Here is a 25863-nt window from a genome sequence, read left to right as displayed (position 1 = left end):
GGCAGTTTCCTGGCCCTGGTGATCTGGATGATCGCCTCCGCCGGATTCGCGTTCTACGTGGCCAACTTCGCCTCGTACAACAAGACCTACGGCACGATGGCCGGAGTCGTCGTCTTCCTGGTGTGGCTGTGGATCAGCAACCTGGCCATCCTCCTCGGCCTGGAGTTCGACGCCGAGGCGGTGCGCCAGCGGGCCATCGCCGGCGGGCTCCCGCCCGATGCCGAGCCCTACACCCAGCCCCGCGACACCCGGAAATGGGACGAGGACGACCTGCGCCGCCTGGGCGAAGGCGAAGAATGACCGCCGGGTGCCGGGTGGGTATGTATTGGATCGTCCGGGAAATCCGCACCTCATGAGATTGATAGCGGGGTTGAGTGAAGCGGATCGGCATCTGACACAGCGGGCTGCCGCCCGCGTTCCACCCGCCATCGGCCGGCTGCTGTCGGCGGTGGAGGAGACGGCGGAGAGCAGCAAGCTGTGGTGCGGCGCCGCGGCGGCCATGACGGTGTTCGGCGGATGGCGCGGGCGCAGGTCCGCAGTCTCGGGGCTTGCCGCGCTCGCCGTCGCGCAACTGGTGTCCAACGGGGTGGGCAAGCAGCTGGTCGACCGGCCCCGTCCGCCCAAAGAGTGGATCGAGCACGATGAGGTCGAGGACCGGCCCGACTCCTCCTCCTTCCCCTCGGGCCACACCGCGGCCGCCGTGGCCTTCACAGCCGCCGTCACCCCCGCGTGGCCGCTGGCGGGCGCCCTCTGCGCAGTGCCCGCCACTCTGCTGGCCGTCGAGCGAGTGCAGTCGGGCGCCCACTACCCCACCGATGTCGCCGCCGGTGCCCTGATCGGCCTCGGCAGCGCCTGGCTCACGTTGCATGTCCCGCGTCTGCTGCGGCATTGCCTGTAGCGGCCCCGCACCGACCCCGCAGTGCATCCCTGTTCGCGCCAGATCGTTTTCTCCTGAACTCCACGGTTCGGGGTACTCGCGCAGTCACCGGACAGCCTGGACTCCCCGATGAGCACTAAAGGGTGTCGCACAAGGTCATGATCAGGGTATTTCTCCTGTATGGGTGGGGTGTTGAGGGCTGATCCGTTGTGGGTGGAGACGTTCACCGGGCTGCGGATGGACCGGTTCGTGAAGGTGGTTCGGGAGCGGGGCGGGAACGGTCCGGGTGGCGGCCGGCCCTGGTGCCTGTCGCTGGCGGACCGGGTGCTCCTGGCGGCCGTCTACTACCGCACCAACCTCACGATGCGCCAGCTCGCCCCGCTGTTCGGCATCTCCTCGGCAACCGTCTGCCGGGCCGTCCAGCGGCTTGGCCCGCTGCTTGCCCTGGAGCCGGCACCACGACCGATGACGGACACCGAACGCCTGTGGATCGTGGACGGCACCCTGATCCCGGTCCGTGACCGGAAGATCGGCGCCTCGAGCCGCAACTACCGGTTCTCGGCAAACGTGCAGGTCATCATCGACGCCGACACCCGCCTGGTCATCGCCTCGGCCCGGCCCGCGCCGGGCAACAAGGCCGACGCCCACGTCTGGCGCGAGTCGGACCTGCCGACCGCGGCGGCCGGGACGACGGTGCTCGCGGACGGCGCCTACCTGGGCACCGGGCTGATCGTCCCGCACCGCAAACGGGCCGGACGGCCCCTCCTGCGCGGGCAGGAGGAAGACAACGCCGAACACCGACGCGTCAGGGCCCGCGTCGAGCACACCTTCGCCCGCATGAAGAACTGGAAGATCCTCCGCGACTGCCGGCAGAAAGGAGACGGCCTCCACCACGCCGTCCAAGCCGTCGCCACCATGCACAACCTCGCCCTCACCAGGTGAAACACCAGGTCAGACACCATCCCGACCTGCCCGAGAAGAGCCTTGTGCAACACCCTTTAGAGCCGTCACAGGGCGAGGAAAGCTGAGCGCTCCCACCGGAGACCGGGTGGCGCGTGCGTGACGCGGATGTCGCGGCGTCGTTGAACAGCGTGACTCCATAAAGCCGGGCCCCGGAGATGTCATGCCTGATTCCCCGGGGCCCGTGGCGTGTCCGGGCCGGGGTCAGTTCTCACCGGCCGCCGTGGCGGCGACCCACGCGGCGGCTTCGACGTCGGTCAGGAGCAGCACCTGCGTGTGGTGGGTGTTCCAGCCCTGTATGACGTGAACGCGGCCGGGGTGGGTGTTGCCTTTCGGGGTGGAGGCGATGTGCGGGGCGAGCTGGTTCCAGGTGCGGGTGGTCACCCGGCCCAGGATCACGGTGGAGAACTGCTCGTTCCCTTTTGCGGCGTGAAAGCAGAAGCGGGGCGGGCGGCCACCCGGACAGGCGGCCGCCCACGCGCGCTGTCACAAGCTGAGGTAGAAGCGCACGGTCGTGCCGTCGTCGCCGGTGTGCAGCCGCACCAGGTCGGCCACGTAGTGGACCAGCATCAGACCCCGACCGCCCAGCTGGCCGCGCTCCGGCGGGCGGCGGCCGGCCAGCGGATCGGTCAGCCGGCCCGCATCGCGGACCTCACACACCAGCTGCCCCTGCTCGGCCCAGACCGCGAGTGTCCCGCGGCCTCCGCCGTGGACCACGCTGTTGGTCGTCAGCTCCGCGACCGCCAGCTCCACATCCATCAGCCGCTCTCCGGCCAGGCCCAGCCGCATCGCCTGAGCGAGAGCGAACTGGCGGACCGCCGGAAGGTCCTCACCACCGTAGGAGAAGGCCGCGGCGTCCGGTGCAGGCGCAAGCACTTGGTTGTACCGATCGACGACCGCCTGCCAGTCATAGACGTCGCTGACCGACTCACGTCCATCCCCGCTGATGACGGTCGGGTGGGTGACCTTCGCATCAGCGATCACCTCCGGCTCCAGCCGCACCTCGTCGTAGGGGCACAGGATCGTCACCGCCCGGCCCTCGAACGCGGCGTTGATCAGCGCCTCGTGCTGCGCGCACGCCGGGTACTCCACCGCGCTGCGCCCGGCCCAGATCGGCTCGCCGATGATCCGCACACGCCCCTTCGGGTGGGCATCGGCGAATCCGCGCAGCACCTTGGGGATGATCCGCCCCGGGTTGCGGCCGGCCTCGGTCATGTCCAGGAACAGGATGCCCTCGGCGTCCCCGCCCAGACCTGCCTTGATCAGCTCCAGATTGGGGCCGGGCACCGCCACGGCCATCGGCTCGCCGTTGGTCAGGCCCTCGCGCAGGAAGGCCACCGTCTGCCGCGTGTACTCCTGCTCGTTGCGGTAGAAAAGGGCAGGGTGCACGAACGCCTCGTGGGTGGTCACCGTGCTCATCACAGAGCCACCTCGATCCGGTCCAGGCCCGGCCAGAATATCGCCAAAACCCGCGGCAACTGCGGCGGGGGACTCTCGACCACAACCCTCCCGTCGGGCAGGTTCATGGCGGTGACCGCCAGCGCGGTTACCCCCGCCACGTCGACGAACGCCACATCCGACAGCTCCACATATGACACGCCCGTGTGCCGCTGGGCCAGCTCGGACAGGGCTTGCTCCCAAGACGGGCGAGTGAGGACGCTGATCTCACCGCGGGCACGTATCCCGGAACGACCGGGCAACGGGCTCACCTCCAACGCGGCCCTCCCGGGCACCGGGGCGGGCCCACCCACCACATGTGGGGCATCCACGCTCGGACTCCTTCACATCAAGCCGCCTGCCGACCGTCCCGGCACAGACAGAGGAAAAGCTCCTCCCGACTGGGCAGTGTATCCAGGCGGCAGACACGCCTGGTTCTGTAACGCCGGGGCCGCGCTGTCGTTGGACAAGGCGACTCCATATGCCGGGCCCCGAGGATGACTGACCTCCCCGGGCCCACGGTGTGTCCGACTTGGGGTCAGTTCTCTCCGGCCGTCGTGGCGGCGACCCACTCGGCCGCTTCGGTGTCGGTCAGGAACAGCACCTGCGTCTGGTAGGCGGTGACGCCCAGCACGACGTGGACGCGCCCGGGATGCGTGGTGCCCTTCGGGGCGGGGCCGGTCTGCGGGGAGTGCCGGTTCCAGGTTCTGGTGGGAACTCGCCCCAGGACCACGGTGTGGAACTGTTCGTGCCCTCCCGGGCCGAGGGTGTCGGCGGTGGGGTGGCCGTCGAAGAGGACGTGGATGCGGGCCTGGCGGCCGGCGAAGAGGAGCTCGTTGAGGGCGTCGACGGCCGGGGAGGTCTTCGGGTCGTCCTCCTGGCGCACCGTGTCCCAGGGGCGGGCCAGTTTCCGCAGGGTGTGGTCGGCTCCCTCGAACACCACCGTCAGGCGTGGCAGGTCGTCGGTGTCGCCGTGCTGGTCGGCGTGGTCGATATGGCGCCGAAGTTCGACCGCGAGGCCGACCAGGGCGTCGTGGATGTCGGCGCGGTACGTCACCGTCGGCAGGCCCTTCGCCCACCGGTGGGAGACCCGCTTGATGTCGAGGACCAGGGTGTGGGCGCCGCGGTGCAGGAGCTGGGCGGCGAGGGTGCGCAGGAGGGTCGTGGTGCCGCCGCCACCGGCGGTGCAGACCAGGACGTGCGGCGATTCGGCGTCCAGGTCGACGGGGAACGGGCCCGCTCACGCAGCCTCTGCCCCGTCTCGTGCCCTCACACGTAGCCCGGCCCCTCGTCGCACTCTGGCGGGGCCGGGCTGCCTGTCTTTGAGTTGCTGCCGCGGACGAACCGGGCCCAGGCTATGCCGCCGTCATCCCGGCGTGGCGACGGAGACGCGGACCAGGCCCCCGCACGCCCCTCGAGGGTGTACTCGAGCACGCCGTGCACGCCGCCGCCGGCAGTAACGACCACACCAGAGCGAACCGGACTGATTACGTATACTTGGTGTCCAATCTGGCCACCAACACCCCGGCGCAGAGGGCATAGTTTCCCGCGGCGAGCAGGATGCCGACCTGATTGTCGATCTTGTTGCCTCGAAGGCGCAGGGACAGCTTCTCAAGCATTCGGCAGCTGAGCCGCAACGCCGAGAAGAGTCCTCCAAGTTCTTCTCCGTGCTCTGGCGCCTGTTGCACCGCAGCCACCAGCAGAGATTCAGCTGCCTGTCGCTGCTCTTGAGGTAGGGACGTCGCAGCAGCATTTGCGCGATCCGTGACCAACTCAAGCACTTTGTCCACGCCCTGCCCGGATGTCGCAGCGTAGATCGAAGACCACATCAACGTCATCGTCAGGAAGACATACAGCACTGTCTCCTGAGCAAGCATCGGGTCCTGCCCGCTCTGACGCCGCTTGCGATACTGACGCTGCGCCCATCCCCCCATGCGCATCTGAGCCATAGCCTCATAGGTCGAGGTAACCAGAGTGCGCAGGACCGGTTCATTGCATGCAGGTGATCCATCCGCGGCTGCCGCCAGGACCTCAAGGGCACTCCGGATCGCATCGGGGTCACGCTCGATCGATTCCGAGGCATCCCAGTCCACGTGGTGTTTCCGCCCCGGCCACAGCGGATGGCTGTTGAGGCATTCCGAGCATGACCCGAAGGTGGTGGCGAACGGGTTGAAGGCGGAGCCGTACGGGCTTCTCACGGGACTCTCCATGGCACGTGGGCGGACGGTGCAGATCTTGACCCGGGTCCTGGCGAAGGATGTACGCGGTCAGTGTGGGCAAGTGCGTTCGAGGACGCGGTAAACCGTCGCCCGGCTAGCGGAAAAGAGTTCGGCAAGGCCGGCAGGGATCGCTTGAGGCGACCAGGTCTCTCCTTCTCGGGGTGGGACGTAATCCTTTTGCCACAGCGTCTTCAGAGTGTGGATGACGAACAGGATCTCGGATGAAGCGCCGGTACGAAGAGGAATTCATGACGTTCGCCACTGCGCGATCCGCACCTCTGCGCCGCTCTGCCTACCACCGCCGACGCAGCAGCTCTGTTCGGGAGACGGACGCACCTGCGCAAGCTCGCATCTCATCCCGTGCCCGTCCCACACGACGGACGCCGGCCGACCACGCGGCCTGGGGGCCGGCGCACCTGGTTCCCGGCCGATTCCGGTCGTCCCCCCTGGTCCAACGTGGTGATCTAGGTCTCTGAACGGTCCTGTGCGGGGGTGGTTCCGGCGCGGTCGGGGCAGAGAAATGCCAGAGCCGGTGACCAGTCAGGAGCGACTGCGAAGGGTGGGGGCGGATTCCATGCCTTCGAATCGGATCCAGCTGCTCAGGATTCACTGGAGGAACACGTGGAGGAACGCGCAGCAGGACTCGTGGAGGAGCTGCAGGGTGAGAATGCCCAGCTGCACGAGGCGATGCGCTCGCACGCCGTGGTCGACCAGGCCATCGGAGTCGTCCTCGCAGTAGGCCAGCTGACGCCAGAGCAGGGATGGAACGTGCTCCGGGAGATCTCCCAGCGGACGAACATCAAGCTCCGTCACGTGTCAGAACTGATCATCGAATGGGCCCGCACCGGGAAACTGTGCACCGACGTCCGCACAGAGCTGGAACGGCAGCTCGCGCAGAACCCACAGCCCCCGCACAGCGAGGCATGAGCCGTGCCCCTCAGCCCGCGGGACGCCGGAAGAGACCGTTCGCAGGCTGGTCACAGGGAGCGTTCATCGAACGCATCGCGATCCCAACTCAACGCAATACCGGTCATTTGCAATCGTTTGTTGCGATCCCAGGACTACTGGTGTGACTCTTGGCGACGGACGCAAAGTCCGCTCCATTCACGGCCGAAGTGCCTTGTCCCAAACCGCGCTTGGGTAGTGACCATGTCCGAGGAGTTCGAGAACGTCGGAGCCGTCAGCCAGCTCCGCTACGAGCAGATCGTTGCTGAGTTGCGCAGTGCGGCCGGTCGACTGACGCAGGCGCAGTTCACGATCGGGGACCGGGCCCTGGAGATCGAGCCGACGGGGACCGGGTCGGCAGGCCGACTGCGAGCGCCGCGTGGTCGGTGGAGCAGTCCCTGACCCGGCTGGCCAGAGACATCGGCCTGCCGGTGGCAACGGTCGAAGAGGCCCGAGGGACGGCATCACGCTGGCCGGCCGACCGGCGCCGGAAGACGGAGTCGTTCACGGTCCACCAGGTGCTGGCCCGCATCGACGACGACGCGGAACGGTTCGCCGCGATCGACGATCTCCCCGGCGGCAACACCCACTGGACTCTGGGCGACGCCAGGCGCCGGGTCGGATCCCAGACGAAGATGCCCATCCCCCCGCAGGAGAAGGTCACCGCGCCCCACCCGCCAGCCCAGAACCGGTGCTTACCGAGCCGATGACCACATCCGCAGGGCACAGCCGGTCTGAAGAAGGATCGGCCGGCCCGCACCGGAACGCTGTACGTCAGCGACACCGGTGGCACCGCTAATCTCCAAAGTACGCTCCGTTGGTGCGCTGGTGCCAACGGACTGGACATTGACGGCAAGTACGGACCGGCCACGGCGCAGGCTACCCGGGACTTCCAAGCCCAGGTTGGGATCCCTGTGGACGGCGTATACGGCCCTCAGAGGTGGACGTGTCCGTCCACGATGAAGATCGTTACAAGAGACATCACGCGCGGCATTTCCGGCTTCACCCCTCGGATGCGCGTGAGCTGAGGACCTGACCCGCGCCCGGTCTTGGGGCCTCACAGCTTGAGCCCGGCCCCGTGCCATCTGCGGGACCGGGCCACCTGCTGTGCTGGGGCGGTCTGCTGACAGGGCCGTGGGTGTCGGCGTAGCGCTCGTTCCCGGTTGGCTGGGCATGAAGACGACAGTTACAAGAACAGAGGGCCTGCCGCGATGCTCGGCCCCTCGGCACACCTCCCTCTTCTTGATCACCAGGGCCGTATCGAACCCGCGGGCCCCGTCGTTCACACCATGCGCGCCGGCCGTGCCCGCCCGCCGTGGCCGACGCGCATTCAGCCGAGGGCCTGCTTTCACCAGGGGTGCAGGCCCTCACACGCGGCCCGGGCCCGTAATTGCGGCTCTGCAGACCCGGGCCGCACCACTCCTGCAGGCCCGCTCCCACGGGTGGCCCTGCCGGGATGGCGGCAGCCGGAATTCGGGACCAGATTGGGAGTACGGCGGTCCGGGTCGCTGAGCCCCCCTGAGGCCCGGACCGCCGCATCACTTCCCCTCCGGCAGCCTGGCTATCTGCCGCACAGGCGACGCCCGAAGAGCGTCTCGCACAGCGTCGGGTACTCGTAGATGCGCATGCCGGCACGGCAAGACGGACAGTGGACCTTCCTTCACGTCAAGGAAGGAGGGGGTCCCCGAGCTCCGCAAGGTGATGGGACGCAGCCGCCTCACAGAACTCGGCGCCCCGGTGGAAGCCGCCAAGAAGAACGCCCCCAGCGATCACTCGCCGTCAGACCAGTCGAGCCTTGTGCCCCCACAAACCCACGTCGCTTTGGGCGAACGGCAGACGCAATGCCCCGCCTTACCTACCGGAGCACCGCCAGCCCGGATGCGCGCCTTGATCAGGCAGTCATCAACGGGCTCGCGGCCGCCCGCGACGTCTGCGCGGCCTGTCGGGCGTGGCGCACCATTGTCTCGATGTCAAGCGGATCGTTCTTCGCAGCCTGCTGATCGGGCCTGTCTCTGGGGACTGGACGATCTGTCGCACGAGCCTTGCCGCCCTCGCTCATGGGAGCGCCTCCTTGCGTCAGCTCACCTCATCCGTTTGCCCCACATCGCCTCAGGCAGGCGCCGCTTGGGAGTCGTTGTGAAGGGGGCAGGCGGGTCCGAGGAGCATGGATGCGCACTGAGTTCTGGTTCAGATGTCCACCCCTGTACGGCTCTCGGTCTTTCGGCGCTTTCGGCACGGTCGGGCTGGCATGCGACCAGGCATGCCGGGTAGAGGCGCCCCTGCCGGGCTTTGACCGGTACACAGCACACAGGGCAGCGACGTACACAGTGGGAGGGGCCCGATATGACGATGGTGACCGAGAAGAGCGCGCCGGCGACAGAACAGATGCCGGAGATCGCCGACCCGTCGCGGGTCTCCCCCAAGAATGCCCGGCAGTTGAACCGGCTCTTCCTGGACCGCCTCGCCGTTCTCGAAGAGGGCACCCCCGAGCATCAGTACGCGCGCAACACCCTCATCGAGATGAACATCTCCCTCGTCCAGTACGCGGCATCCCGCTTCCGCAACCGGGGCTCAGGCGAGCTGGAGGACGTCATCCAGGTCGGCACGATCGGCCTCATCAAGGCCATCGACCGCTTCGACCTCACCCGCGAAGTCGAGTTCACCTCCTTCGCCATCCCCTACATCACCGGTGAGATCAAGCGCTTCTTCCGCGACACCACCTGGGCCGTCCACGTCCCGCGCCGCCTGCAGGAAGCCCGCGTCCAGCTCGCCAAGGCCACCGAGGAACTCCGCACCCGCCTCGGACGAAACCCAACGGTCACAGAGCTCTCCCAGCTGATGTCGCTGACCGAGGAAGAAGTCAACGAGGCCCGCATCGCCGCCAACGGCTACGTCTCCTCCTCCCTGGACGCGGCCATCAGCACCGGCGACGAGGGCGAGACCGCCCTCGCGGACTACATCGGCACCGACGACCCCGCCCTCGAACTCGTCGAAGACTTCCACGCCCTCGCCCCCATGATCGCCGCTCTGGACGAACGCGAGCGGCGCATCATCCACATGCGGTTCGTCGACGAATGCACCCAAGCCCAGATCGGCGAACACCTCGGCATCTCCCAGATGCACGTCTCCCGCCTCCTGGGCCGCACCCTCACCAAACTCCGCCAAGGCATGCTCACCACCCAGTAAGCAATGAAGCTCCGCCATCTTGAAGTGGCTGGTCAGCGGAGTGGCGTGACCTCGTTTCGGGGTGCTCGTGCTGGTCGTGGGCGGCAGTCTGGGGTGTAGATCGTCTGGCGGGAGTGGGTTTGTGGATTCCCGTCCGTCGTCGCGGGTGCCGCTCCTACGCTCCGGCCCATGATGGATCCCGAGGTGTTGGAGCGGATCGCCGCGGCGTGCGGAGCTGGACGGACTCGAAGAGCAGTTGGTCAAGCAGTTGTCGGAGGTACGAGCTGAGCGCGATGAGCTGGCCGTGGCCGAGCGGGTGTGGCAGCGGATGAGCGAGCAACTCGCCGACGAGCGCACGGAGGCCGGGTCGCCGGTGGTCCAGGTGGCAGGTCGGGCGGTACGGCTGGTCCCGGACCGTGGGCCGGGGGTGGCTGAGTCCGCACTGCCGGGGGAGTACCAGCGCACCCTGACCGCCGTGCGGCAGGCCGCCGGCCCGGTCGCCACCCGGCAGATCGGCGAGGTGCTGGGCTTGGACACCGGGGTACGGGGCAAGCTGGAGCCGTTGCGCGGGAAACCCACGAAGCTGGCCAACCGCGGCTGGCTGCACAAACGACCCGACGGGAAGTTCACCACCCGCCCGTGACCGGTCCGCGCGGCGATCGGAGCGTAACCAAGTTGCCCCCGGCGACTGTTGGAATTGTGTGACGAAAACCAAAGAGCACGCCGGAGACACCGTGTCCCTGGTCTACCAGTGCCGCCTGCCGCTGTCCACGCACACCCTGCACTACCTCACCGACCTGCTGCGACGCCATCTCAAAGCGATACGGTCGAGGTGGCGGGCGCTGCCGCCCGGGAGGATCGCGGTGATCGTCTTGGCTGTGCTGCGGCACGATCAGCGCCTGGCCGACATGGCCGGCGGCAACGACATCTCCGCCACCACCATCCGGCGCTGGCGCGACGAGCTGATCCACCTGCTGGCCGCGAAGGCCCCTCGCCTGGACCGCGCCCTGAAGAAGATCGCCCGGCGGGGCGGCGAGGTCGTCCTGATCGACGGCGCCCTCATCCCCACCCAGCGCCGTACCGGAGAGGCGAACCGCCCGAATTACTCCGGCAAGCACCACCGCCACGGCCTGCACGTGATCGCGATGACCGACGAGCGGGGCCGTCTGGTGTGGATATCGGCCGCCCGGCCCGGCCGCACCCACGACATCACCGCCGCCCGCCGCGACCGCATCCTGGCCTACCTGCGTGCTGCCGGCCTCGGCGCCCTGGCCGACCTGGGCTTCCTCGGCCTGGACGACGACGGGGACGATCCCGTGGTCGTCACCGGCTTCAAGGCCACCCGCGCCCGCAGGCTCGCATCCGCCGAGAAGGAGGCCAACCGGGTCCTGGCCGCCGGACGCGTCCCCGTCGAACGCGGCTTTGCCCACCTGAAGAACTGGCGGATCCTCACCAAGCTCCGTACTGACCCCGCCCGCGCCACCCACCTGTTTCGCGCTCTGCTCGTCCTGACGAACATCGAAGCCACTACCGACAATTGATCTCTACCGCAGGTAGCCCACGATCAGCACATGCCCCCGGAACAGCGTCACCGGGCCGGGATCGGCTGAGTGAGGTTCACCGGATTGCCGTCGGGGTCCTTAATGTGGGCGACGCGCTGTCCCCACGGCATGTCGTTGGGGCCGCTGCTGACCGAGCCGCCCAGCGCCTCCACCCGGCCGAGCGTCTCGTCGACGTCGTCGACACCGATGCTGAGCAGGATCCGCGACGCCGCCCCGGTCCCCGGGTTCGCCTTGGCCACCAGCCCGAGGTCGGTGTCGCCGATGCGCAGGCCGAGGTAGAAGGCCGGGCCTTCCGCCGGTACCCGGAAGATCTCCTCAGCGCCGAACAATTTCGTATAGAAGCCGAGCAGAACGTCCTGGTCGGCAGTCACGATCACTGGCTGGATGGTGGACATGGCACTCCTGTCGAGAACGGTCGTGTCGCTGGGTAGACCGTTCGAGGACGGTGAACTCATCGGCAAAACCACCCCGCCGGACGATCTACAACACAGACTGCCGCCCACGACCAGCACGAGCACCCCGAAACGAGGTCACGCCACCCCGCTGACCAGCCACTTCAAGATGGCGAAGCTTCACTGAACACTGTGGTCACACAAGCGGGCCCCGGCACAACACCAGGGCCCGCTTGTCTGCCTCGGTTCTGGTCAACAGCGAACGACGTTCTCCGCCTGCGGGCCCTTCTCGCCCTCCACCAGCTTCACGCACCAGGCGCCGCCGGCGAGGCCCCGCAACCAGCACTGCTGGAATCCGGGTCGGCAATGATGCGCGCAAGGACGTCCTGGAGCTGACGGAGGGCGTCTTCCGCCTCCGTATATTCCTCAGGACTCGGAAGGACGGTGCCGAACGTGTCGTCCCCGCGCCTGCGGGGTAGTTCGGGGATCGTCGGTAGGCTGCGGCGGTGCGCACGGTCGAGGCTTTGCTGGATGAGGCGGCGGATTGGTTGTCCGGGAGGCTTGGCGGCGGCTGGCGGATGCGGGGCTGCCTTCTCAGGCGCGCCACCAATCTCCGACCAATAGTCCCCACCTCGCCTTGGCCGCCTGCGGGGAGTTGACTGCTCCGATTCGCTGGGAACTCGCCGAGGTGGCTGCCGCTCTGCCGTGACCGGTGCGGTTTACCGGTGTGGTCCGCTTCGAACGGCCCACCTCGGTGCTGGGCTGGGCGTTGGGCCTCGACTCCGGGCTGGCGAGTTTGCACCGCCGGGTGTGGGAGGCGGTCGCCTCGGACAGTCCACCCGACACCCTCAACCCCTTCCACGAACCCCGACGCTGGAGCCCGCACATCACTCTCGGCCGGACCCGGCGGGCCGGTCGTCCTGCATCCGAACGGCCACGCCTGAGGCTGAGCGGGCACGGCGATGCCCGGGGCGGCCGAACAGCCGCCCCGGGCAAGGGCGTTGGCTCAGCGGGCACCGGACCCGCGGGAGCTAGAGCAGATCCCGCGGCACCCGCTCGTTCCACGTCCGGGAGAAGACGCGCCGGTCACCCTCGTAGCCGTCCAGGGTCGCGTCGACGAAGAACTCGTCCTCGTCCGAGCTGAGTCGGGTGCGGGTCTCCACGCGGACGTCCCAGTCGTCCCGGTGGAACCGCATGGTCCACGCGGACTCGCCGCTGACCGAGGTGAAGTCCTCGGCGACGGACCGGTAGCGCTCCTCGGCACGCAGGCCGACGTCGAGGGCGATGTCGTCGATTCGGACCATGCCCCGGTCCTTCACGATCTCCAACTCCGCGTTGTAGCCGACGAGATCGCGCTTGACCTCCCAGCGTTCCTCACGCGGAGAGAGCTGGGCCGACGTGATGGGCGGCGCCCCCTCGGGCTCGCCGAACGGACTGGCCGGCATCTCGTCGGGTTCGTCCGTCGGCCGCACCGGGAGACTCAGGGTACTGGCGTGCGCGTACACGCTGAGCAGGGTCGGCTTCGGCGGCGGCCAGGCCATGGGCCAGTACGACGTCGACAGGGACAGCCGGATCCGGTGACCGGGCGGGAACGCCTGGCCGACGCCGTTGAGCTGGACCTTCGCCCGGTAGCGGCGCCCGGGTTCGACGGGCTCGGGCGTGTCCGTGCCGCCGAGCCGGGTGAGGTTGAGGATGCCGTAGGAGACGCGGGTGCCGCTTCCGTCGGGGCTCACGTCGGACAGCCGCGCCGCCACCATGCCGACCGGCTCACTGATCGTGAGATCGAGTTCGACGGTCGGAGATCCGAGGATCTCCAGGCGCTCGGTCAGCGGGTCACTGTCGAAGACGAGGGACCCGCCGTCCTCCTCACGCTGGTCGTAGGGCAGGTCCGGCGGGGCGTTGTAGGAGGCCCACTTGCCCGCGAACTGGCCCACCGAGAGGGGGGACTGCACGGTCACGGGCTCGGGCTCGGCGGCCTCGGGCCGGTCCGTGCCGATGTCCGCGAGGGGCGCGCCGTTCTCGACGGGCGGCCCGATGCGATGGGGTGCGAGCGGGTGCGTAACCTCCTGGATGTGCGGGGACGGCCAGGTGGGTTCACCGACCCAGCGGCCGGGCCGTTCCTCGTACGATGTGGACGGCGGCACGCTGTCCTGCATCCACGTGCGCAGCATGGGGCCGTCCATCACGCCGTTGTCCACGCCCTTGAGCCAGTGGTCCCACCAGCGGACGACCTCCTGGAGGTAGCCGATGGCCGGTCCGGGCTCGCCCAGGTGGGGGAACTTGTGGGACCACGGGCCGATCAGCCCCTTGCGCGGCACGTCCAGGTTGCCCAGCAGACGGGTCACGGCGTTCGAGTAGCCGTCGGCCCATCCGCTGGAGGCGAGGACGGGGCAGCGGACCGCCGTGTAGTCCTCGCAGACCGACGCGTGCCGCCAGTAGTCGTCACGGCGCTGGTGGCGGAGCCATTCCAGCACCCACGGGCGCGTGTGCTCCATCCGCTCGTGCCACATCGTCCGCCACCGGCCCCCGACGATCGCCGGATCGGGCGGGCAGGTGCCGTACGCGAACATGGTGCCCGCCTCGGCCAGGTTGTCGGAGAGCAGGGCGCCGCCCATGTAGTGCATGTCGTCCGCGTGCCGGTCGTCGGTGAACGAGGCGATGACGATGCCGCGCAGGCTCGGGGGTTGCCGTGCCGCGACCTGGAGGGCTGCGAAGGCGCCCCACGAGATGCCCATCATGCCGGTGCTGCCGTCGCACCACGGCTGAGCGGCCAGCCAGGCGAGCACCTCCTCAGCGTCGCTCTGCTCCTGCTCCAGGTACTCGTCCGTCAGTACCCCCTCCGACTCGCCCGTGCCGCGGATGTCCACGCGGACACAGGCGTAGCCGTGCCCCGCGATGTACGGGTGGTGGATCGAGTCGCGCACGGCGCTGAGATCGCGCTTGCGGTACGGGATGTACTCGAGCACCGCCGGCACCGGTTCGCTGTCCGAGGAGGTGGGACGCCAGATCCTCGCCGACAGCTCCACGCCGTCGGACATGGGGATGGCGACGTGCTCCTCTTCCTTGGTCGCGTACGGCAGTTGGGTCACGAAACGCATGTGCTGGTGTTGCTCCTTTCCTCGCCGTGCCCGGGTCCGTTCGGGCCGGTCGTGGTGGCCGCGGCCGACGGCTCAGCCGTTCTTCTCGTCACGGCCGCCCGGCGTCGTCTCGTCGAACGTCAGCCCCAGAGCGGCCACGCACCGGTCGTACTTCTCCCGGAGCTCCTCCTCGGTGTCGCCACCGGTGAAGATGTGGGCCAGCTCATAGCTGTAGCTGTCCTGACCGGGCAGCTCCGACAGGCGTGAGCCCTCGGAGGGCACGATGTCGATGCGCGTACCCGGTATCTCCCGCTCGATGCGGCGCAGGTCGTCGAGGGTCGGCACGTTGTGCACGACACCGTCGGCGAACCAGCGGTGGTACCACTTCGCCGCCATGGCGTAGCGGCCCGCCCGGTGCGGCATCCGGGGGTCACGGCCGAGGGCGAGGCTGACCATGGCGTGGTGGTTGGGCACGCCGTCCACGTACTGGAAGAGCTCGGCGTGCGACTGCGAGTGACGCGGGTTGATCTCCAGCAGGCTGATCCGCCCGGTGTGCGGGTCGTAGAAGTACTCGACGCTGAACGTCGCCGCCTCCATGCCGATCTGCTCCATCACCCGTCGGGTGACGTCGTGCAGCTCCTTGATCGCGGGCCCGGGGAGCGTGGACGGGTACTGGTGACGCAGAAAGCACGAGGAGTCGGGATAGTTGATCGAGTCCAGCGCGCCGTAGACGGTGACCTCGCCGTGGTCGACGTAGCCCTCGACGGCGACCTGGATGCCGGACATCTCCTCCTCGGCCAGGCACACCTCGCCGCCGACGCCGTCCATCTCTGGCGGCAGTGCGAGCTGGTCGAGGATGTACTCGAAGGGGCGGCCGACCCGGGAGATGCCACCCTGGATGTCCGCCACCGCCTCACGGAACTCGGTGATGTCGTCGACACCGAAGGCGAGTTCCGACGAATAGGACAGCGCCGGCTTCAGCCACATCGGGAAGCTCATGCCCTCCGGCGGCGACGGCTTCTCGGCGGTCAGGTCGACCCGGCCGAAGCGCGGATGCCGGTCGGTCACCTTCTCCTGTTCGAGCCTGCTCCAGTACTTGTGCTCGCACTTGACCACCGACTCCAGGCTGGTGCTGCGTGTGCCGTACCGCTCGCTCAGCATCGGCACCAGGGTGCTGACGGGGAAGTCCCAATAGCCGACGATCGCGTCGATCGTCCCGTCGAACGCGTCCAGCAGGCCCTGTGCCTTCTCCAGCAGTTCGGCCACGGACACCTCGCCGCCCTGCAGCTCCTCGATGGTCAGCAGGGGGTGGAACGCCAGCTCCCGGGCGTTCGGAACCTCGGTCAGTGTGGGCAGGTTGGCCTCGTCCAGACCGATCACAAAAATGTTCTTCTTCGGCACGTCGTCCTCTCGGCAGGCAGTTGGTGAAGAACCCGGGGTACCCATGGAGATCTCCCCCATGCGACGGAAACGGGAAGACCTCCGTCGCCCGTCCCGGGTCTCCGGACCGGACGGCCCCGGAACGCGGCTCGTCGGACGCACGGGGGAACCGGCTGGTGAGAGGGCGCGTGGGCGGGGTACTCGAAGGGCCACGTGTACGTACATCAGGGGGTGCGGTCCGCACGCGTGCGGCGGCCTGGACACCACCGGGAGAGGGGAACGGCGTGAGCCAGAAGCAGGACGACAGACCGGGCGACGGACGGGACGAGTCAGCCCAGGAGCGTGCCGACCGGATGTGGGGCGATCTGCTCCAGGAGATCCGGGTCGCGCAGACCGGCGTGCAGATCCTGTTCGGCTTCCTGCTGACCGTGGTGTTCACGCCGACCTACCGGCAGCTCTCGGACCAGGACCAGACGCTCTACATGGTCACGATCGTCCTCGGAGCCACCGCCACCGGGGCGTTGATCGGACCTGTGGCGTTCCACCGGATCGTCTCCGGCGCGCAGGTCAAGCCGCAAGCGGTCGTCTGGGCCTCCCGCATGACCTTGCTCGGGCTGTCCCTGCTGCTGCTCACGATGGTGTCCTCGCTCCTGCTGGTGCTGCGCACCGCCACGCACGACGACGGGTACGTGCCCTGGATCGTCGCCGGGGTGGCCGCGCTCTACAGCCTGTGGTGGCTCGTCATCCCGCTGGCGCTCCGGATGAGCAAGTCGGGGGAGGACGTCGAGAAGAAGGAATGACGGGTCCTCAGCACGGGCTGCCCGGGGTCGGCGCAGGCGAACTGTGGCGATCCCGGGCGGAGCGTTGAGCTCCCGGATAGGCCGGGTTAGGCAAATCCAAGTCGTTGGAGCCGGGTTCTCGGATGGACAGTGGTCGGCACGCAGAGTGGGACTGCGCTGTCGGTGGCACTGTCAGGATGGCTGGCATGACGATCAAAGAAGTAACGCGTCACGCAGCCGCGGAAGAACGGATCGAGCAGGCCCTTGAGGACGTGTGGGGTCGGGCTTTCGGCCGGTGGCACGAAATGCGCTGCGGCGACATGCCGCGCGGCCGGGACACTGACTGGGGACCAGCGGCTGTTGCGCGTTCTCCTCAACGACGACCGGGCCGCGTTCGAGCAGGCCCTTGAGGAACGACTCGTGGCGCGCCGCGAGAGCGTCGGCGCCGACCCGGCTGCCCGGAGCCTGCTTCCGGCGGGGGCCGTCACGCTGACCGCCCTCGCCTGTCTTGCGCACGGCTGCCGGCAGAGCGGCGACAGGCTCCGCCGCAGGCTCTGCGCCCTCACCCACCGGCTCCGGCCCAGACCCGCCACGACCGCGAGCGGGGGTGGGGCGGCGTTCCTGGGGGCGGGTGTTGGCGAAGGACGGCTGCAGCCGAGGGCCTGTTCGTAGGAGGCGTGGGGGTTTCCTGTCGCGCGCCTCAGCCGGGCCCGCTGCAGCCAGCACATCCGGCATGCCTGGTCCCGGTTGAGGGCGACGGTGCGCCTGCACTACGTGCACGGGCCGCCCGGGCCCTGGCTGGGGAACTTGCGGTGCCAGTCCAGGCAGCCCCAGCACCGCCACCGCGAGGCCGCGCTGGTCCCCCAGGCATAGCAGTCCGGACACGCATCCCGGCGGTCGGGTGAGTAGGGGTGGCAGCCGGTGCACAGGCCCTGGTGGAAGAAGAAGCCGCTGTGGCCGCAGACCGTGCACGGTGGCGGGGTGTGCGGTCCGCCGGGCAGGCAGACGAAGCAGACGTCCATGCGCGGGACGGTGAAGGCCACCGGCCGCACCCCGCGGCCGGGGCACAATCGGGGGCGGCCGCGGCTGCGCACGAACTCCCGTGCGTTGTCCGGCTGTTGATGTCCTGTCGCCGACAGGGTCGGCTGGGTGTGTGGCGGGGCGGGGTCCACGGCTGTCACACCGGCGGCAGTGAGGGCCGGGCTGCCGATGGGCTGTTGTTCATGCCCAGGCCTCGCCGATGGTCTCGGCGGCTGGCAGAGGCGGTGGGGTCCGGGGTGTGGGTTCCTCGGGTGCGGGGTCCAGGACGAGGAGGCCCGCCGCGTCGCAGCCCAGCACCCGGCAGATGATTTCGAGGTCGTCCAGCCGAATCGACACTGGTGCCACGCCGGTGGACCACAGGACCGACATCTTGCCCGCGCTGATTGTCAGTCCGGCCGCCGCCGGCAGTCGGCGCATCTCGACGGCTTTGAACACGCCGCGTTCGGCTTCCCTCAGCCTCAGTTGCCACCGCATCCCGTCACCGCCCCCTCGCGTTGTGGGCCCATGTGGTACCGGCGGGCGGGGCGGGCCCCAGGAGGCGTCCGGTGACACGGATGTTGGACTGCTGCCAGTGCCACTCGATCCGTTCGGCGGGCAAAATGGTGACGTCGGTTATTGGAACTATCCGAATGCTTGTTGCTGTATGACTGTCTCCGCGGTTGCGGGAGTTCTATCTCGTCGAGAGTGGTCGACGGCAGCCGTGGTAGCGCTCGTCTGGCATCGTGTGACCATGGTTGATACCGCCGCTCTGCTGGCCGCTTACGACGCGCAGATGCGCATGCCGGCCGGCGCCGTCCCGTCCGGCATGACCTACGAGTACGACGGTCAGGTCCTGCGGATCGTCGGTGGGCACGTGGGACGAATCCGGGCGCCGCGTGACGTCGGAGTAACCGGTGCTGAGCTCGACCGCCTGATCGTGCGCCAGCGGGACTTCTTCCAGGCCCGTGACCAGGGCGTCGAGTGGAAGCTTCGGGCTCACGACCTGCCCACGGATCTTCCCGAGCGACTGGTCGCGGCTGGTTTCGTCCCGCAGGAGGCGGCGACAGTGCTACTCGCCCTCGCCGAAGAGGTGGCCGCCGAGCCGGTCCTGCCCCGCGGCGTCGTGCTGCGGCAGGTCAACGAGGCTGAGGATCTGCGCCGCTTCGCCGACCTTCAGACCGAGGTGTTTGGAGTCGACTGCTCCTGGGTCGCGACCGACCTCAGCGCCCGGGTGTCGGCGGATCCCGGTCAGATCACCATCCTGGTCGCGGAGGCCGGTGAGCGGCTGGCCTGTGCCGCCTTTGCGGTGTACGAGCCGGGCACCGATTTCGTCGCGCTGCTCGGCGGTGCAACGCTGCCGGAGTGGCGAGGACGTGGGCTCTACCGCGCCATGATCGCCGCTCGGGCACGAGAGGCCGTTGCCCGGGGCTTCCGGTTGCTGCACGTCGACGCGTCCTCGGCCAGCGCGCCCATCCTGCGCCGGTGCGGCTTCCACGAGATCACCACCTCGACGCATTATCAGCGGACGTGGCCGAAATAGCCGGGTTCGAACCCCCGGTCTTGGCGTGCTCGAAACGTGCGTACTGCGCTTGACTGTCGCCGTCACGGCGGGATTTGGCATCGGTCGTGAGAAGAACGGAGGAAGGTTGAACGTCGATACGTCTGGAACGAGTTGTTCGGGCTCGTGCTCGTAGCCGCCGACCTGGCTGCACCGACAGACGCCGACAACGCGTGGGACCTGGCGGTCAGCGGCCCTGAGAAAGACCACCCAGAACGGGCCCTGTGCCGTGCGGCATTCGTTGCCGACGCGGCATGGGTGCGACGTCTGCTGGCTGACGACGAACTGCTGGCTGGCCTCCATCGGACGAGCTCGAGAGGGCGTCCCTCGTCCAGGCGGCCGGACCGTAACGCGCAAAGCACCCCGGGCAGGCCGACTGCCACTGCGGCCAGACTCCGATCCCTGATGGTCAGCCTGCGTCGGCTGTCGACTCGGAAGCCTCGGGCACTCCCGTGTGCACGGACACTCCGGCCACATACTGCACGGAAGTGAGCCAGAACCCGTTCTCGTGAACAGAGCCACTTGTAGCTACAATTCACACCACTCACCCATAGAGCCGACCGCCCGCGTCTGGGTGAAGTCGTGCACCAGGTCCCACGCCCGACCGATATCCAGGACAAAGTCGCCCGTGAACGCGGCGAGGTCGTCCATGATCGGGACTTCGGCCTCGGCACCCGAGGGCATGGTGCCGTCTCCTGCGAGCAGGGACATCCGCTCGGTGTCACTCATCAGATGGACGACCGCGTGATCATCCCGGAAGGCCAGGATCAGCACCGGGAACTTCCTGTTCGGCGACCGAACCTCGACGTACCCCCGCCCACGGGAGCGCAGGTCGTTGAAGCGGTCCGACAGATCCTTCACCTCTGAACGTCTCTCAACCGGATGGAACAGTCCCGATTCCGGCGACGTCGCCGCCCACACCACGCTCATCCAGCCCCGCCTCCCCACACAGGTCATCGCCCACGATCCAGGGCCACGCTCCCACGCTCCACCACGACACGACTACTGGGACTGGATCGCATGATCGTGTCACGAGCTCTACGGCGACTACGAAGGGCGCCGAGACGCCCTCGGCGACCCCGACTGGACCAGCATCCGCGTCTCACCGAGCAAGCAAACACCCTGCTAAAAGTCCCCCGGGTTCGTTCACCGTCAGCAGCCAGAAACACCAGGACCGGTATGCCAAGGAGTTCCTCGCGCCGCCACAGGGGCAAAGTAGTAGCGTCGGCCTGGCGCAGCTCGGTGGGTGCGCGGCTGCTCAGGTTGTGAGGGCCGCGCGTGCCCGGGTTCAGGCACTGCCCACCGGACTTCGCCGCCAACCGTGGCAGCCGTCCATGAGCCGAGCAGCGTCTGCATCTGCGATGCGAACCAGTCTGCGGCGACGCACCCGGGAGACGGCTCCGCCGCGCAGCGATGCCCTCACGAAGAAACGTTCACACCGCGACGACTGCAAGTAAGCCCTTCACCATCACGAGGGGCGTGCCGGGGCGCTTGCGCCGTTCGCATCGCACCCATCCAGGCACCCCGAAATCAGCAACCTCACTACGAAGCAAGGAGGTTCATGCCAAGACTCTTGCCAGCCAACGAAGGGCCCCCTATCGTCTGCCGACGGAAAGCGCTTTCTTCACAGATGTAGATCGATTTCAGAGAGCCGACCGTTGCGGAGGCCGCCGCGACGTGCGCACGAACCGCCGGTGGTCCGGTACAGGACATCTCGCGATGTCCGCGTGCCGCGAAACGAAGGGTGCACGCAATGACGCACACACATCGCGCCATCCGCCCGCCGTACAGGGCGACCGCGACCGGTGACGGCGGCTGATCCCCTCCGGTCCACCGGATGTCGGGCAGTACGCCGACGGGTCGAGAGCGGGGCGTGGCGGAGATCGCGCCCAGGGCGACCCAGGCTTCATGCCCGGGCCGCCGAATGCCGGCGCGGGAGATCCCGGACCGGAGCACCCCCTGCCTACGCCACTCGTACGCCGGGCCCAACGCCGACGACCTCGGTGGGCAGCACGCGCACACACCAGCAGCTCCCCGTACTCGAACAACGCATGACCAATCAGGAGATGAGAATGAGACGATCAGTCGCACTGCGACTCTCCGCGGCCTCGGCCGCGATGGCCCTCGCGGCCGCGGTCGGTGTGGTGTTGTCGGTGCCCGACGAGGCGTTGGCGGCGACCGGCAGCGCCACCGGCTACGCCACGCAGAACGGTGGGACCACCGGCGGCACGGGCGGGCAGACGGTGCGGGCCACCACAGGGACCGCGATCCACGCGGCGCTGTGCGGCCGGGCCAGCAGCACCACGCCGATCACCATCGAGGTCGAGGGAACCATCAACCACGCCAACACTGCCAAGGTGTCCGGCAGCAGTTGCAACACGACTGCCGGCGTGATCGAGCTGAAGCAGATCAGCAACGTGACGATCGTAGGCGTCGGAAACGGAGCCGTCTTCGACCAACTGGGCATCCACATACGTGAATCCAGCAACATCATCATCCAGAACGTGACTGTCCGGAACGTGAAGAAGTCGGGCTCGCCCACGTCGAACGGCGGGGACGCCATCGGCATGGAGACCGACGTCCGCAATGTCTGGGTCGATCACACCACCCTGGAGGCGTCCGGCGGCGAGTCCGAGGGGTTCGACGGTCTCTTCGACATGAAGGACAACACGCAGTACGTGACGCTCTCGTACAGCGTCCTGCGCAATTCGGGCCGTGGCGGTCTCATCGGATCCAGTGAGAGCGACCTCTCGAACGGCTTCGTGACCTTCCACCACAACTACTACGAGAACATCGACTCCCGCGCACCCTTGCTGCGTGGTGGAACGGCTCACATCTACAACAACCACTACGTGAGTCTCAACGAGTCCGGCATCAACTCTCGTGCCGGTGCGCGCGCCAAGGTGGACAACAACTACTTCGAAGACTCCAAGGACGTCCTCGGCACCTTCTACACCGACGCGGCCGGGTACTGGCAGGTCAGCGGAAACGTCTTCGACAACGTGACCTGGTCCAGCCCCGGTACCGACAACAACCCCGCCGGCCCGAACCCGCAGTCCAACACCACGGTCAGCATCCCCTACTCGTACAGCCTCGACGCCGCTTCGTGCGTGCCGGACGTCGTGAGCCGGACAGCGGGAGCCGGAACCGGATTGCAGGTGTCGAACGGCAACTGCGCCGCCCAGACGCCGACCGCGGCCCCGACTCCCACGTCGACGACACCGACCCCCACGCCGACCTCGACTCCGACTCAGCCGAGCGGGACCAACCTCAGCATCGGTGCCGGTTCCGACGGTTCCAGCAAGGCCACCGGCACGAGCTACGGCAACGTGCGTGACGGCGACCTGAGCACGTACTGGTCACCGGCCTCGTCGACCGGATCCATCTCGATCAAGTGGGGTTCCGCCACCACGGTGTCCAAGGTCAACATCCGGGAGGCTTCGGGCTCCGCAGGCGCCATCGGGTCGTGGCGCGTCCTCAACGCCGACACCGGCGCCGTCCTGGCCTCCGGAAGCGGCTCCGGAGTCATCTCCTTCTCGCAGACCTCGCTAAGCAAGATCACATTTGAGATCACCGGTTCAACGGGCACTCCGAAGGTGGCCGAGTTCGAGACGTACGCCCAGTAGCGGCACCCGCCGTCACGGTCCTGCCGGGAGACGAACTCCCGGCAGGACCAAGACAGTACCCCCTTCGCGTGGGCGGCGAGCGGGCTGTCCTCCAGCGGACAAGGGTGTGCCCGGCACGATCCTGACCTGATTTCCGCAGCGGCCTGCCCGAAGTCGTACGCGGCGAAGTCAGTGACCGGGCCAAAACCGATGCGCCGGTACAGCGCGTTGCTCGTGGGATGCGCCGCGTTCGTGAACAACACAACCTCCTTCGCGTTCGCGGCCAGCGCGGCCCGGCTCACCTGGACCGTGACAGCGCCCGCCCGGCACGCTTCAGGACCGCTTCTCCAGACATCGCTGATGGCCATCGGCGACGCTGACCTACCGGGGCCTCCGGGACCCGGGCCGGCCATCGCTTCCCCCTTTCTGGTCAACCAACGTATTTCGCTGACCCACTGAAACGTGGCTTGGCACAGCGAGAGTCCCGCGAGGGAGTGCGGAGTTTCCCCGCAGGAACGCGGTACGTCGGTCTGGGGAGCCGCTCGGTGATCGAGTGAACCTGTCGCAGCGCGTTGTGCGTGTCCTTGCGCTCCGTTACTGACCTTTGAGGCGTGTTGTCGCCGGGGGCTGACGATGTGTGATCGTCGCGGTATGCCGGTTGTGTGAGATATCCGCAAGGTGGTGGGCTGACGCCTGAACGGCAGGCGTTTCGCGAGCGCATCCGGATGGAGGCCGCGGAGCGATTCGCTGCCGGGGCCTCCAATGTCGAGGTCGCCAAGGACTTACGGGTGAGTGTGCGCTCGGTGCAGCGCTGGCGCCGGGCCTGGAACGATGCCGGCGCAAAGGGGCTGCGGTCCGCCGGACCGGTCTCACTGCCCAAGCTGAGCGAGGCACTGTTCGCCGTGCTCGAACAGGAGCTGGCCAAGGGGCCGGTAGCGCACGGCTGGCCGGACCAGACCTGGACGCTGTCGCGGATCAAGACGCTGATCGGGCGCCGGTTCCATAAGAGCCTGACGCTGTCGGCGATCGCGCAGATGCTGCACCGGCACGGCTTCAGTCACCAGGTCCCGGCCCGCCGCGCGCTGGAGCGCAACGAGGACGCCGTCACCGGCTGGGTGAAGGAGACCTGGCCCCAGGTGGAAGCACCGTGGCGGCGCTCGGGGCCTGGCTCTGCTTCGAAGACGAGGCCGGCTTCTCGATGACGCCGCCCACCGCCCGAACCTGGGCCAGGCGCGGACACACACCCGTCATCCGGGTGCGCGGACGCTCCCAGCGCCGCGCTCGCCTGCTACAAGCAGGGTCAACGCGCACGCCTGATCTACCGGCCCAAACGACACGTCGATCACAAACGGGGCGGCAGACGCAGCCTCACCTGGACCGACTACCGCGATCTCCTCATCGACGCCCACCAGCAACTCGGCGCACCCATCGTGCTCGTCTGGGACAACCTCAATGTCCACAAGGACCGCCGAATGCGGCAGTTCATCGACACCCACGACTGGATCAGCTGCTACTTCCTGCCGGCCTACGCACCCGACCTCAACCCCGTCGAGGGCATCTGGTCACTACTGCGACGCAGCAGCCAGGCAAACACCGCCTTCACCGACCCCGACCACCTGATGCACACGCTCCGGCACGGTCTCCGCCAGATCCAGTACCGCAGCAACCTCATCGACGGATGCCTCACTGAAACCCGCCTCACCTTGACGACACCACGGCCACAACCTCAGTAGCCGCCTGCCGCCGCAGTGAGCTCAGCCAGGTGCGCCCGCCGGCCGCGCACCGCGCGCTCCAACTGTTCAACGTCCAAACCAGCACGTCGGTGGGCCGGGGTCCCTGGCGCGCTGCGTGCCAGCCGCTCCCGGGCTTTGGCCAGCGACGCTTCCCGAGCCGCAAGCCGACGCTGAACCGTCTCGATGCTTTGCATAGCACTCAGGATGGCGTACTGCCCCCATTCACGATGCGTTCTTCGGCCGGTCTGGGCTGGTTGCTGCTCAACCTTCGCTGCGAGAGGTCATCGAGCTTTCTGGCGCTTGAAGTCCTGGCGTGCGTGGCTGAGTTGCCGGGGCCCCGGCCGACCCTCTACACGCCGCCCGCTAGCATCCGTTCGAGCTCGCGAACGCTGCCTCGTACGGCTTGATGGACGCCGTTGCCGATCAGGCGGACTTGTGGCGGGCGCCGCCCTCGATGTGGATCGTCTCGCCGGAGACAAAGCCCGCACGCAGGAGCCACATCACCGTGTCGACGACGTCGTCGACCTCGCCGTGGCGTCCGACGAAGGTCCCGTCCGCGCTCTTGCTCAACAAGGCGGTCTTGTTGTCACCAAGGCGATCCCATGCGCCCGAGTCCACGACACCGGGCGAGACGGCATTGACCCGTACCGGCGCCAGATCCGCCGCCAGGTGGCGCGCGGCGTACTCGACCGCACCGTTCGTGACGCCCTTGACGAGTGATCCCGGCCCGGGGCGCCAGCCGACAACACCGGAGAACAGCACCATCGACCCGGTCGGCCGCAGGACCGGCGCGAAGTGCTTGGCGACCAGCATCGGGCCGACCACCTTCGCCGTGAACGCGGCCAGCAGCTTGTCGCGATCCAGCTCGGTCGCGCGAACATCGTGCGGCGCCGAACCGGTCGTCACGATGTGGTCGATTCCGTCCTTCAGCCGCTCCGCCGCGGCCGCGATCGTCGACTCGTCCTGCAGATCGACCCGCACCGCTGTGGCGCCGATCTCGCGCACCAGCGCGTCGGCCGCAGCCAGATCGCGGACACCGACAACAACCTCGTACCCATCCTTCGCCGCACGCCTCGCGACGGCCGCGCCGAGCGCCCGCGCACCGCCGATGACCAAGATCCGTTCCATGTGTCTCGACTCCCTCTCGTAGGATC

The 25863-nt window shown here is 68.1% G+C and carries 27 protein-coding genes and 1 pseudogene; 16 read left to right on the top strand and 12 right to left on the bottom strand.

Annotated features, from left to right (window positions below):
* The 3 genes from ACFYW9_RS38075 to ACFYW9_RS38065 all read left to right on the top strand — a co-directional run.
* Positions 1–300: YihY/virulence factor BrkB family protein (locus tag ACFYW9_RS38075; RefSeq protein WP_389159653.1), on the top strand; the 300-nt coding region annotated here is incomplete at its 5' end.
* 70 nt (positions 301–370) lie between these two features.
* Positions 371–898 (top strand): phosphatase PAP2 family protein, encoded by a 528-nt coding sequence (locus tag ACFYW9_RS38070; RefSeq protein ID WP_389159652.1) that lies wholly within the window; start codon positions 371–373, stop codon positions 896–898.
* A gap of 159 nt (positions 899–1057) precedes the next feature.
* Positions 1058–1819, top strand: a complete 762-nt coding sequence (locus tag ACFYW9_RS38065) for a transposase (RefSeq protein ID WP_389159651.1) — start codon at positions 1058–1060, stop codon at positions 1817–1819.
* Between the two features lie 222 nt (positions 1820–2041).
* Here ACFYW9_RS38065 and ACFYW9_RS38060 read toward each other — a convergent pair whose 3' ends face one another.
* From ACFYW9_RS38060 to ACFYW9_RS38040, 5 genes are all read right to left on the bottom strand, one after another.
* Complete coding sequence (locus ACFYW9_RS38060) at positions 2042–2221, bottom strand: hypothetical protein (protein WP_389159650.1); 180 nt, start codon at positions 2219–2221, stop codon at positions 2042–2044.
* A 102-nt stretch (positions 2222–2323) separates the two neighbouring features.
* Positions 2324–3256 (bottom strand): anti-sigma factor RsbA family regulatory protein, encoded by a 933-nt coding sequence (locus tag ACFYW9_RS38055; RefSeq protein ID WP_389159649.1) that lies wholly within the window; start codon positions 3254–3256, stop codon positions 2324–2326.
* A complete protein-coding gene (locus ACFYW9_RS38050; RefSeq protein WP_389159648.1) occupies positions 3256–3606 on the bottom strand; it encodes an STAS domain-containing protein in 351 nt (116 codons plus the stop codon). The genes ACFYW9_RS38055 and ACFYW9_RS38050 overlap by 1 nt, the downstream gene beginning before the upstream one ends.
* Positions 3607–3812: 206 nt before the next feature.
* Positions 3813–4331 (bottom strand): hypothetical protein, encoded by a 519-nt coding sequence (locus ACFYW9_RS38045; RefSeq protein WP_389159647.1) that lies wholly within the window; start codon positions 4329–4331, stop codon positions 3813–3815.
* 430 nt (positions 4332–4761) lie between these two features.
* Positions 4762–5472, bottom strand: coding sequence for a hypothetical protein (locus tag ACFYW9_RS38040; protein WP_389159646.1), 711 nt, complete (start codon positions 5470–5472; stop codon positions 4762–4764).
* A gap of 642 nt (positions 5473–6114) precedes the next feature.
* Here ACFYW9_RS38040 and ACFYW9_RS38035 point away from each other — a divergent pair.
* The 7 genes from ACFYW9_RS38035 to ACFYW9_RS38005 all read left to right on the top strand — a co-directional run bounded on the left by ACFYW9_RS38035 (position 6115) and on the right by ACFYW9_RS38005 (position 11144).
* On the top strand, positions 6115–6420 hold the full coding sequence (locus ACFYW9_RS38035; RefSeq protein ID WP_389159645.1) for an ANTAR domain-containing protein: 306 nt from the start codon (positions 6115–6117) through the stop codon (positions 6418–6420).
* A gap of 222 nt (positions 6421–6642) precedes the next feature.
* The gene (locus tag ACFYW9_RS38030) at positions 6643–6840 is read left to right on the top strand and encodes a hypothetical protein (RefSeq protein ID WP_389159644.1); all 198 of its coding nucleotides are present in this window, start codon (positions 6643–6645) and stop codon (positions 6838–6840) included.
* Complete coding sequence (locus ACFYW9_RS38025) at positions 6825–7148, top strand: DUF6192 family protein (RefSeq protein ID WP_389159643.1); 324 nt, start codon at positions 6825–6827, stop codon at positions 7146–7148. Before ACFYW9_RS38030 ends, ACFYW9_RS38025 begins: the two co-directional genes overlap by 16 nt.
* A gap of 24 nt (positions 7149–7172) precedes the next feature.
* Positions 7173–7466 carry a peptidoglycan-binding protein gene (locus ACFYW9_RS38020; protein ID WP_389159655.1) on the top strand — a complete coding sequence of 98 codons (294 nt, stop codon included), beginning with the start codon at positions 7173–7175 and terminating at the stop codon, positions 7464–7466.
* 1315 nt (positions 7467–8781) lie between these two features.
* Positions 8782–9624, top strand: coding sequence for an RNA polymerase sigma factor SigF (locus tag ACFYW9_RS38015; protein WP_389159642.1), 843 nt, complete (start codon positions 8782–8784; stop codon positions 9622–9624).
* 235 nt (positions 9625–9859) lie between these two features.
* A complete protein-coding gene (locus tag ACFYW9_RS38010; RefSeq protein ID WP_389159641.1) occupies positions 9860–10246 on the top strand; it encodes a hypothetical protein in 387 nt (128 codons plus the stop codon).
* Between the two features lie 58 nt (positions 10247–10304).
* Positions 10305–11144: a transposase family protein gene (locus ACFYW9_RS38005; protein ID WP_389159640.1), complete on the top strand. Its 840-nt coding sequence runs from the start codon at positions 10305–10307 to the stop codon at positions 11142–11144.
* A 47-nt stretch (positions 11145–11191) separates the two neighbouring features.
* On the opposite strand, the gene ACFYW9_RS38000 is transcribed toward ACFYW9_RS38005, so the two are convergent.
* The 3 genes from ACFYW9_RS38000 to ACFYW9_RS37990 form a co-directional block, all read right to left on the bottom strand.
* Complete coding sequence (locus ACFYW9_RS38000; protein ID WP_389159639.1) at positions 11192–11560, bottom strand: VOC family protein; 369 nt, start codon at positions 11558–11560, stop codon at positions 11192–11194.
* A 1028-nt stretch (positions 11561–12588) separates the two neighbouring features.
* The gene (locus tag ACFYW9_RS37995) at positions 12589–14655 is read right to left on the bottom strand and encodes a CocE/NonD family hydrolase (protein WP_389159638.1); all 2067 of its coding nucleotides are present in this window, start codon (positions 14653–14655) and stop codon (positions 12589–12591) included.
* Between the two features lie 72 nt (positions 14656–14727).
* Positions 14728–16080: an acetyl-CoA carboxylase biotin carboxylase subunit family protein gene (locus tag ACFYW9_RS37990; RefSeq protein ID WP_389159637.1), complete on the bottom strand. Its 1353-nt coding sequence runs from the start codon at positions 16078–16080 to the stop codon at positions 14728–14730.
* A gap of 287 nt (positions 16081–16367) precedes the next feature.
* Between ACFYW9_RS37990 and ACFYW9_RS37985 the strand changes: the two genes are divergently transcribed.
* Together ACFYW9_RS37985 and ACFYW9_RS37980 are read left to right on the top strand one after the other, a co-directional pair.
* On the top strand, positions 16368–16814 hold the full coding sequence (locus ACFYW9_RS37985; RefSeq protein ID WP_389159654.1) for a DUF6328 family protein: 447 nt from the start codon (positions 16368–16370) through the stop codon (positions 16812–16814).
* Between the two features lie 243 nt (positions 16815–17057).
* Positions 17058–17465, top strand: coding sequence for an Imm49 family immunity protein (locus tag ACFYW9_RS37980; RefSeq protein ID WP_389159636.1), 408 nt, complete (start codon positions 17058–17060; stop codon positions 17463–17465).
* A 98-nt stretch (positions 17466–17563) separates the two neighbouring features.
* On the opposite strand, the gene ACFYW9_RS37975 is transcribed toward ACFYW9_RS37980, so the two are convergent.
* Together ACFYW9_RS37975 and ACFYW9_RS37970 are read right to left on the bottom strand one after the other, a co-directional pair.
* On the bottom strand, positions 17564–17836 hold the full coding sequence (locus ACFYW9_RS37975) for a hypothetical protein (RefSeq protein ID WP_389159635.1): 273 nt from the start codon (positions 17834–17836) through the stop codon (positions 17564–17566).
* A gap of 178 nt (positions 17837–18014) precedes the next feature.
* The gene (locus ACFYW9_RS37970; RefSeq protein WP_389159634.1) at positions 18015–18308 is read right to left on the bottom strand and encodes a helix-turn-helix domain-containing protein; all 294 of its coding nucleotides are present in this window, start codon (positions 18306–18308) and stop codon (positions 18015–18017) included.
* Between the two features lie 256 nt (positions 18309–18564).
* Here ACFYW9_RS37970 and ACFYW9_RS37965 point away from each other — a divergent pair, with 256 nt between their 5' ends.
* Positions 18565–19353, top strand: a complete 789-nt coding sequence (locus tag ACFYW9_RS37965; RefSeq protein WP_389159633.1) for a GNAT family N-acetyltransferase — start codon at positions 18565–18567, stop codon at positions 19351–19353.
* Positions 19354–19899: 546 nt separating this feature from the next.
* On the opposite strand, the gene ACFYW9_RS37960 is transcribed toward ACFYW9_RS37965, so the two are convergent.
* The gene (locus tag ACFYW9_RS37960; protein ID WP_389159632.1) at positions 19900–20301 is read right to left on the bottom strand and encodes a hypothetical protein; all 402 of its coding nucleotides are present in this window, start codon (positions 20299–20301) and stop codon (positions 19900–19902) included.
* A gap of 1142 nt (positions 20302–21443) precedes the next feature.
* On the opposite strand from ACFYW9_RS37960, the gene ACFYW9_RS37955 reads away from it, so the two are divergent.
* The 3 genes and pseudogenes from ACFYW9_RS37955 to ACFYW9_RS37945 all read left to right on the top strand — a co-directional run bounded on the left by ACFYW9_RS37955 (position 21444) and on the right by ACFYW9_RS37945 (position 24709).
* Entirely contained in the window at positions 21444–22997 is a 1554-nt protein-coding gene (locus ACFYW9_RS37955) for a polysaccharide lyase family 1 protein (RefSeq protein ID WP_389159631.1), read from the top strand.
* 641 nt (positions 22998–23638) lie between these two features.
* Positions 23639–24178, top strand: a complete 540-nt coding sequence (locus tag ACFYW9_RS37950) for a winged helix-turn-helix domain-containing protein (protein WP_389159630.1) — start codon at positions 23639–23641, stop codon at positions 24176–24178.
* Positions 24175–24709 (top strand): annotated as a pseudogene (locus ACFYW9_RS37945) (transposase). Before ACFYW9_RS37950 ends, ACFYW9_RS37945 begins: the two are co-directional and overlap by 4 nt.
* A gap of 423 nt (positions 24710–25132) precedes the next feature.
* Here ACFYW9_RS37945 and ACFYW9_RS37940 read toward each other — a convergent pair.
* A complete protein-coding gene (locus ACFYW9_RS37940) occupies positions 25133–25837 on the bottom strand; it encodes an SDR family NAD(P)-dependent oxidoreductase (protein WP_389159629.1) in 705 nt (234 codons plus the stop codon).
* Positions 25838–25863: the final 26 nt, after the last annotated feature.

It is taken from the genome of Streptomyces sp. NPDC002698, from assembly GCF_042888945.1.
Lineage (GTDB): Bacteria > Actinomycetota > Actinomycetes > Streptomycetales > Streptomycetaceae > Streptomyces.
This window is presented reverse-complemented; position numbering and strand designations above follow the sequence as displayed.

Coding starts and splice junctions, on each gene's coding strand:
- ACFYW9_RS38030 (WP_389159644.1), top strand. CDS start 6,643: ATGTCCGAGGAGTTCGAGAACGTCGGAGCCGTCAGCCAGCTCCGCTAC.
- ACFYW9_RS37995 (WP_389159638.1), bottom strand. CDS start 14,655: ATGCGTTTCGTGACCCAACTGCCGTACGCGACCAAGGAAGAGGAGCAC.
- ACFYW9_RS37990 (WP_389159637.1), bottom strand. CDS start 16,080: ATGGGTACCCCGGGTTCTTCACCAACTGCCTGCCGAGAGGACGACGTG.
- ACFYW9_RS38015 (WP_389159642.1), top strand. CDS start 8,782: ATGACGATGGTGACCGAGAAGAGCGCGCCGGCGACAGAACAGATGCCG.
- ACFYW9_RS38000 (WP_389159639.1), bottom strand. CDS start 11,560: ATGTCCACCATCCAGCCAGTGATCGTGACTGCCGACCAGGACGTTCTG.
- ACFYW9_RS37955 (WP_389159631.1), top strand. CDS start 21,444: ATGAGACGATCAGTCGCACTGCGACTCTCCGCGGCCTCGGCCGCGATG.
- ACFYW9_RS37985 (WP_389159654.1), top strand. CDS start 16,368: ATGTGGGGCGATCTGCTCCAGGAGATCCGGGTCGCGCAGACCGGCGTG.
- ACFYW9_RS38055 (WP_389159649.1), bottom strand. CDS start 3,256: ATGAGCACGGTGACCACCCACGAGGCGTTCGTGCACCCTGCCCTTTTC.
- ACFYW9_RS37965 (WP_389159633.1), top strand. CDS start 18,565: ATGGTTGATACCGCCGCTCTGCTGGCCGCTTACGACGCGCAGATGCGC.
- ACFYW9_RS37960 (WP_389159632.1), bottom strand. CDS start 20,301: ATGAGCGTGGTGTGGGCGGCGACGTCGCCGGAATCGGGACTGTTCCAT.
- ACFYW9_RS37970 (WP_389159634.1), bottom strand. CDS start 18,308: ATGCGGTGGCAACTGAGGCTGAGGGAAGCCGAACGCGGCGTGTTCAAA.
- ACFYW9_RS38065 (WP_389159651.1), top strand. CDS start 1,058: ATGGGTGGGGTGTTGAGGGCTGATCCGTTGTGGGTGGAGACGTTCACC.
- ACFYW9_RS37940 (WP_389159629.1), bottom strand. CDS start 25,837: ATGGAACGGATCTTGGTCATCGGCGGTGCGCGGGCGCTCGGCGCGGCC.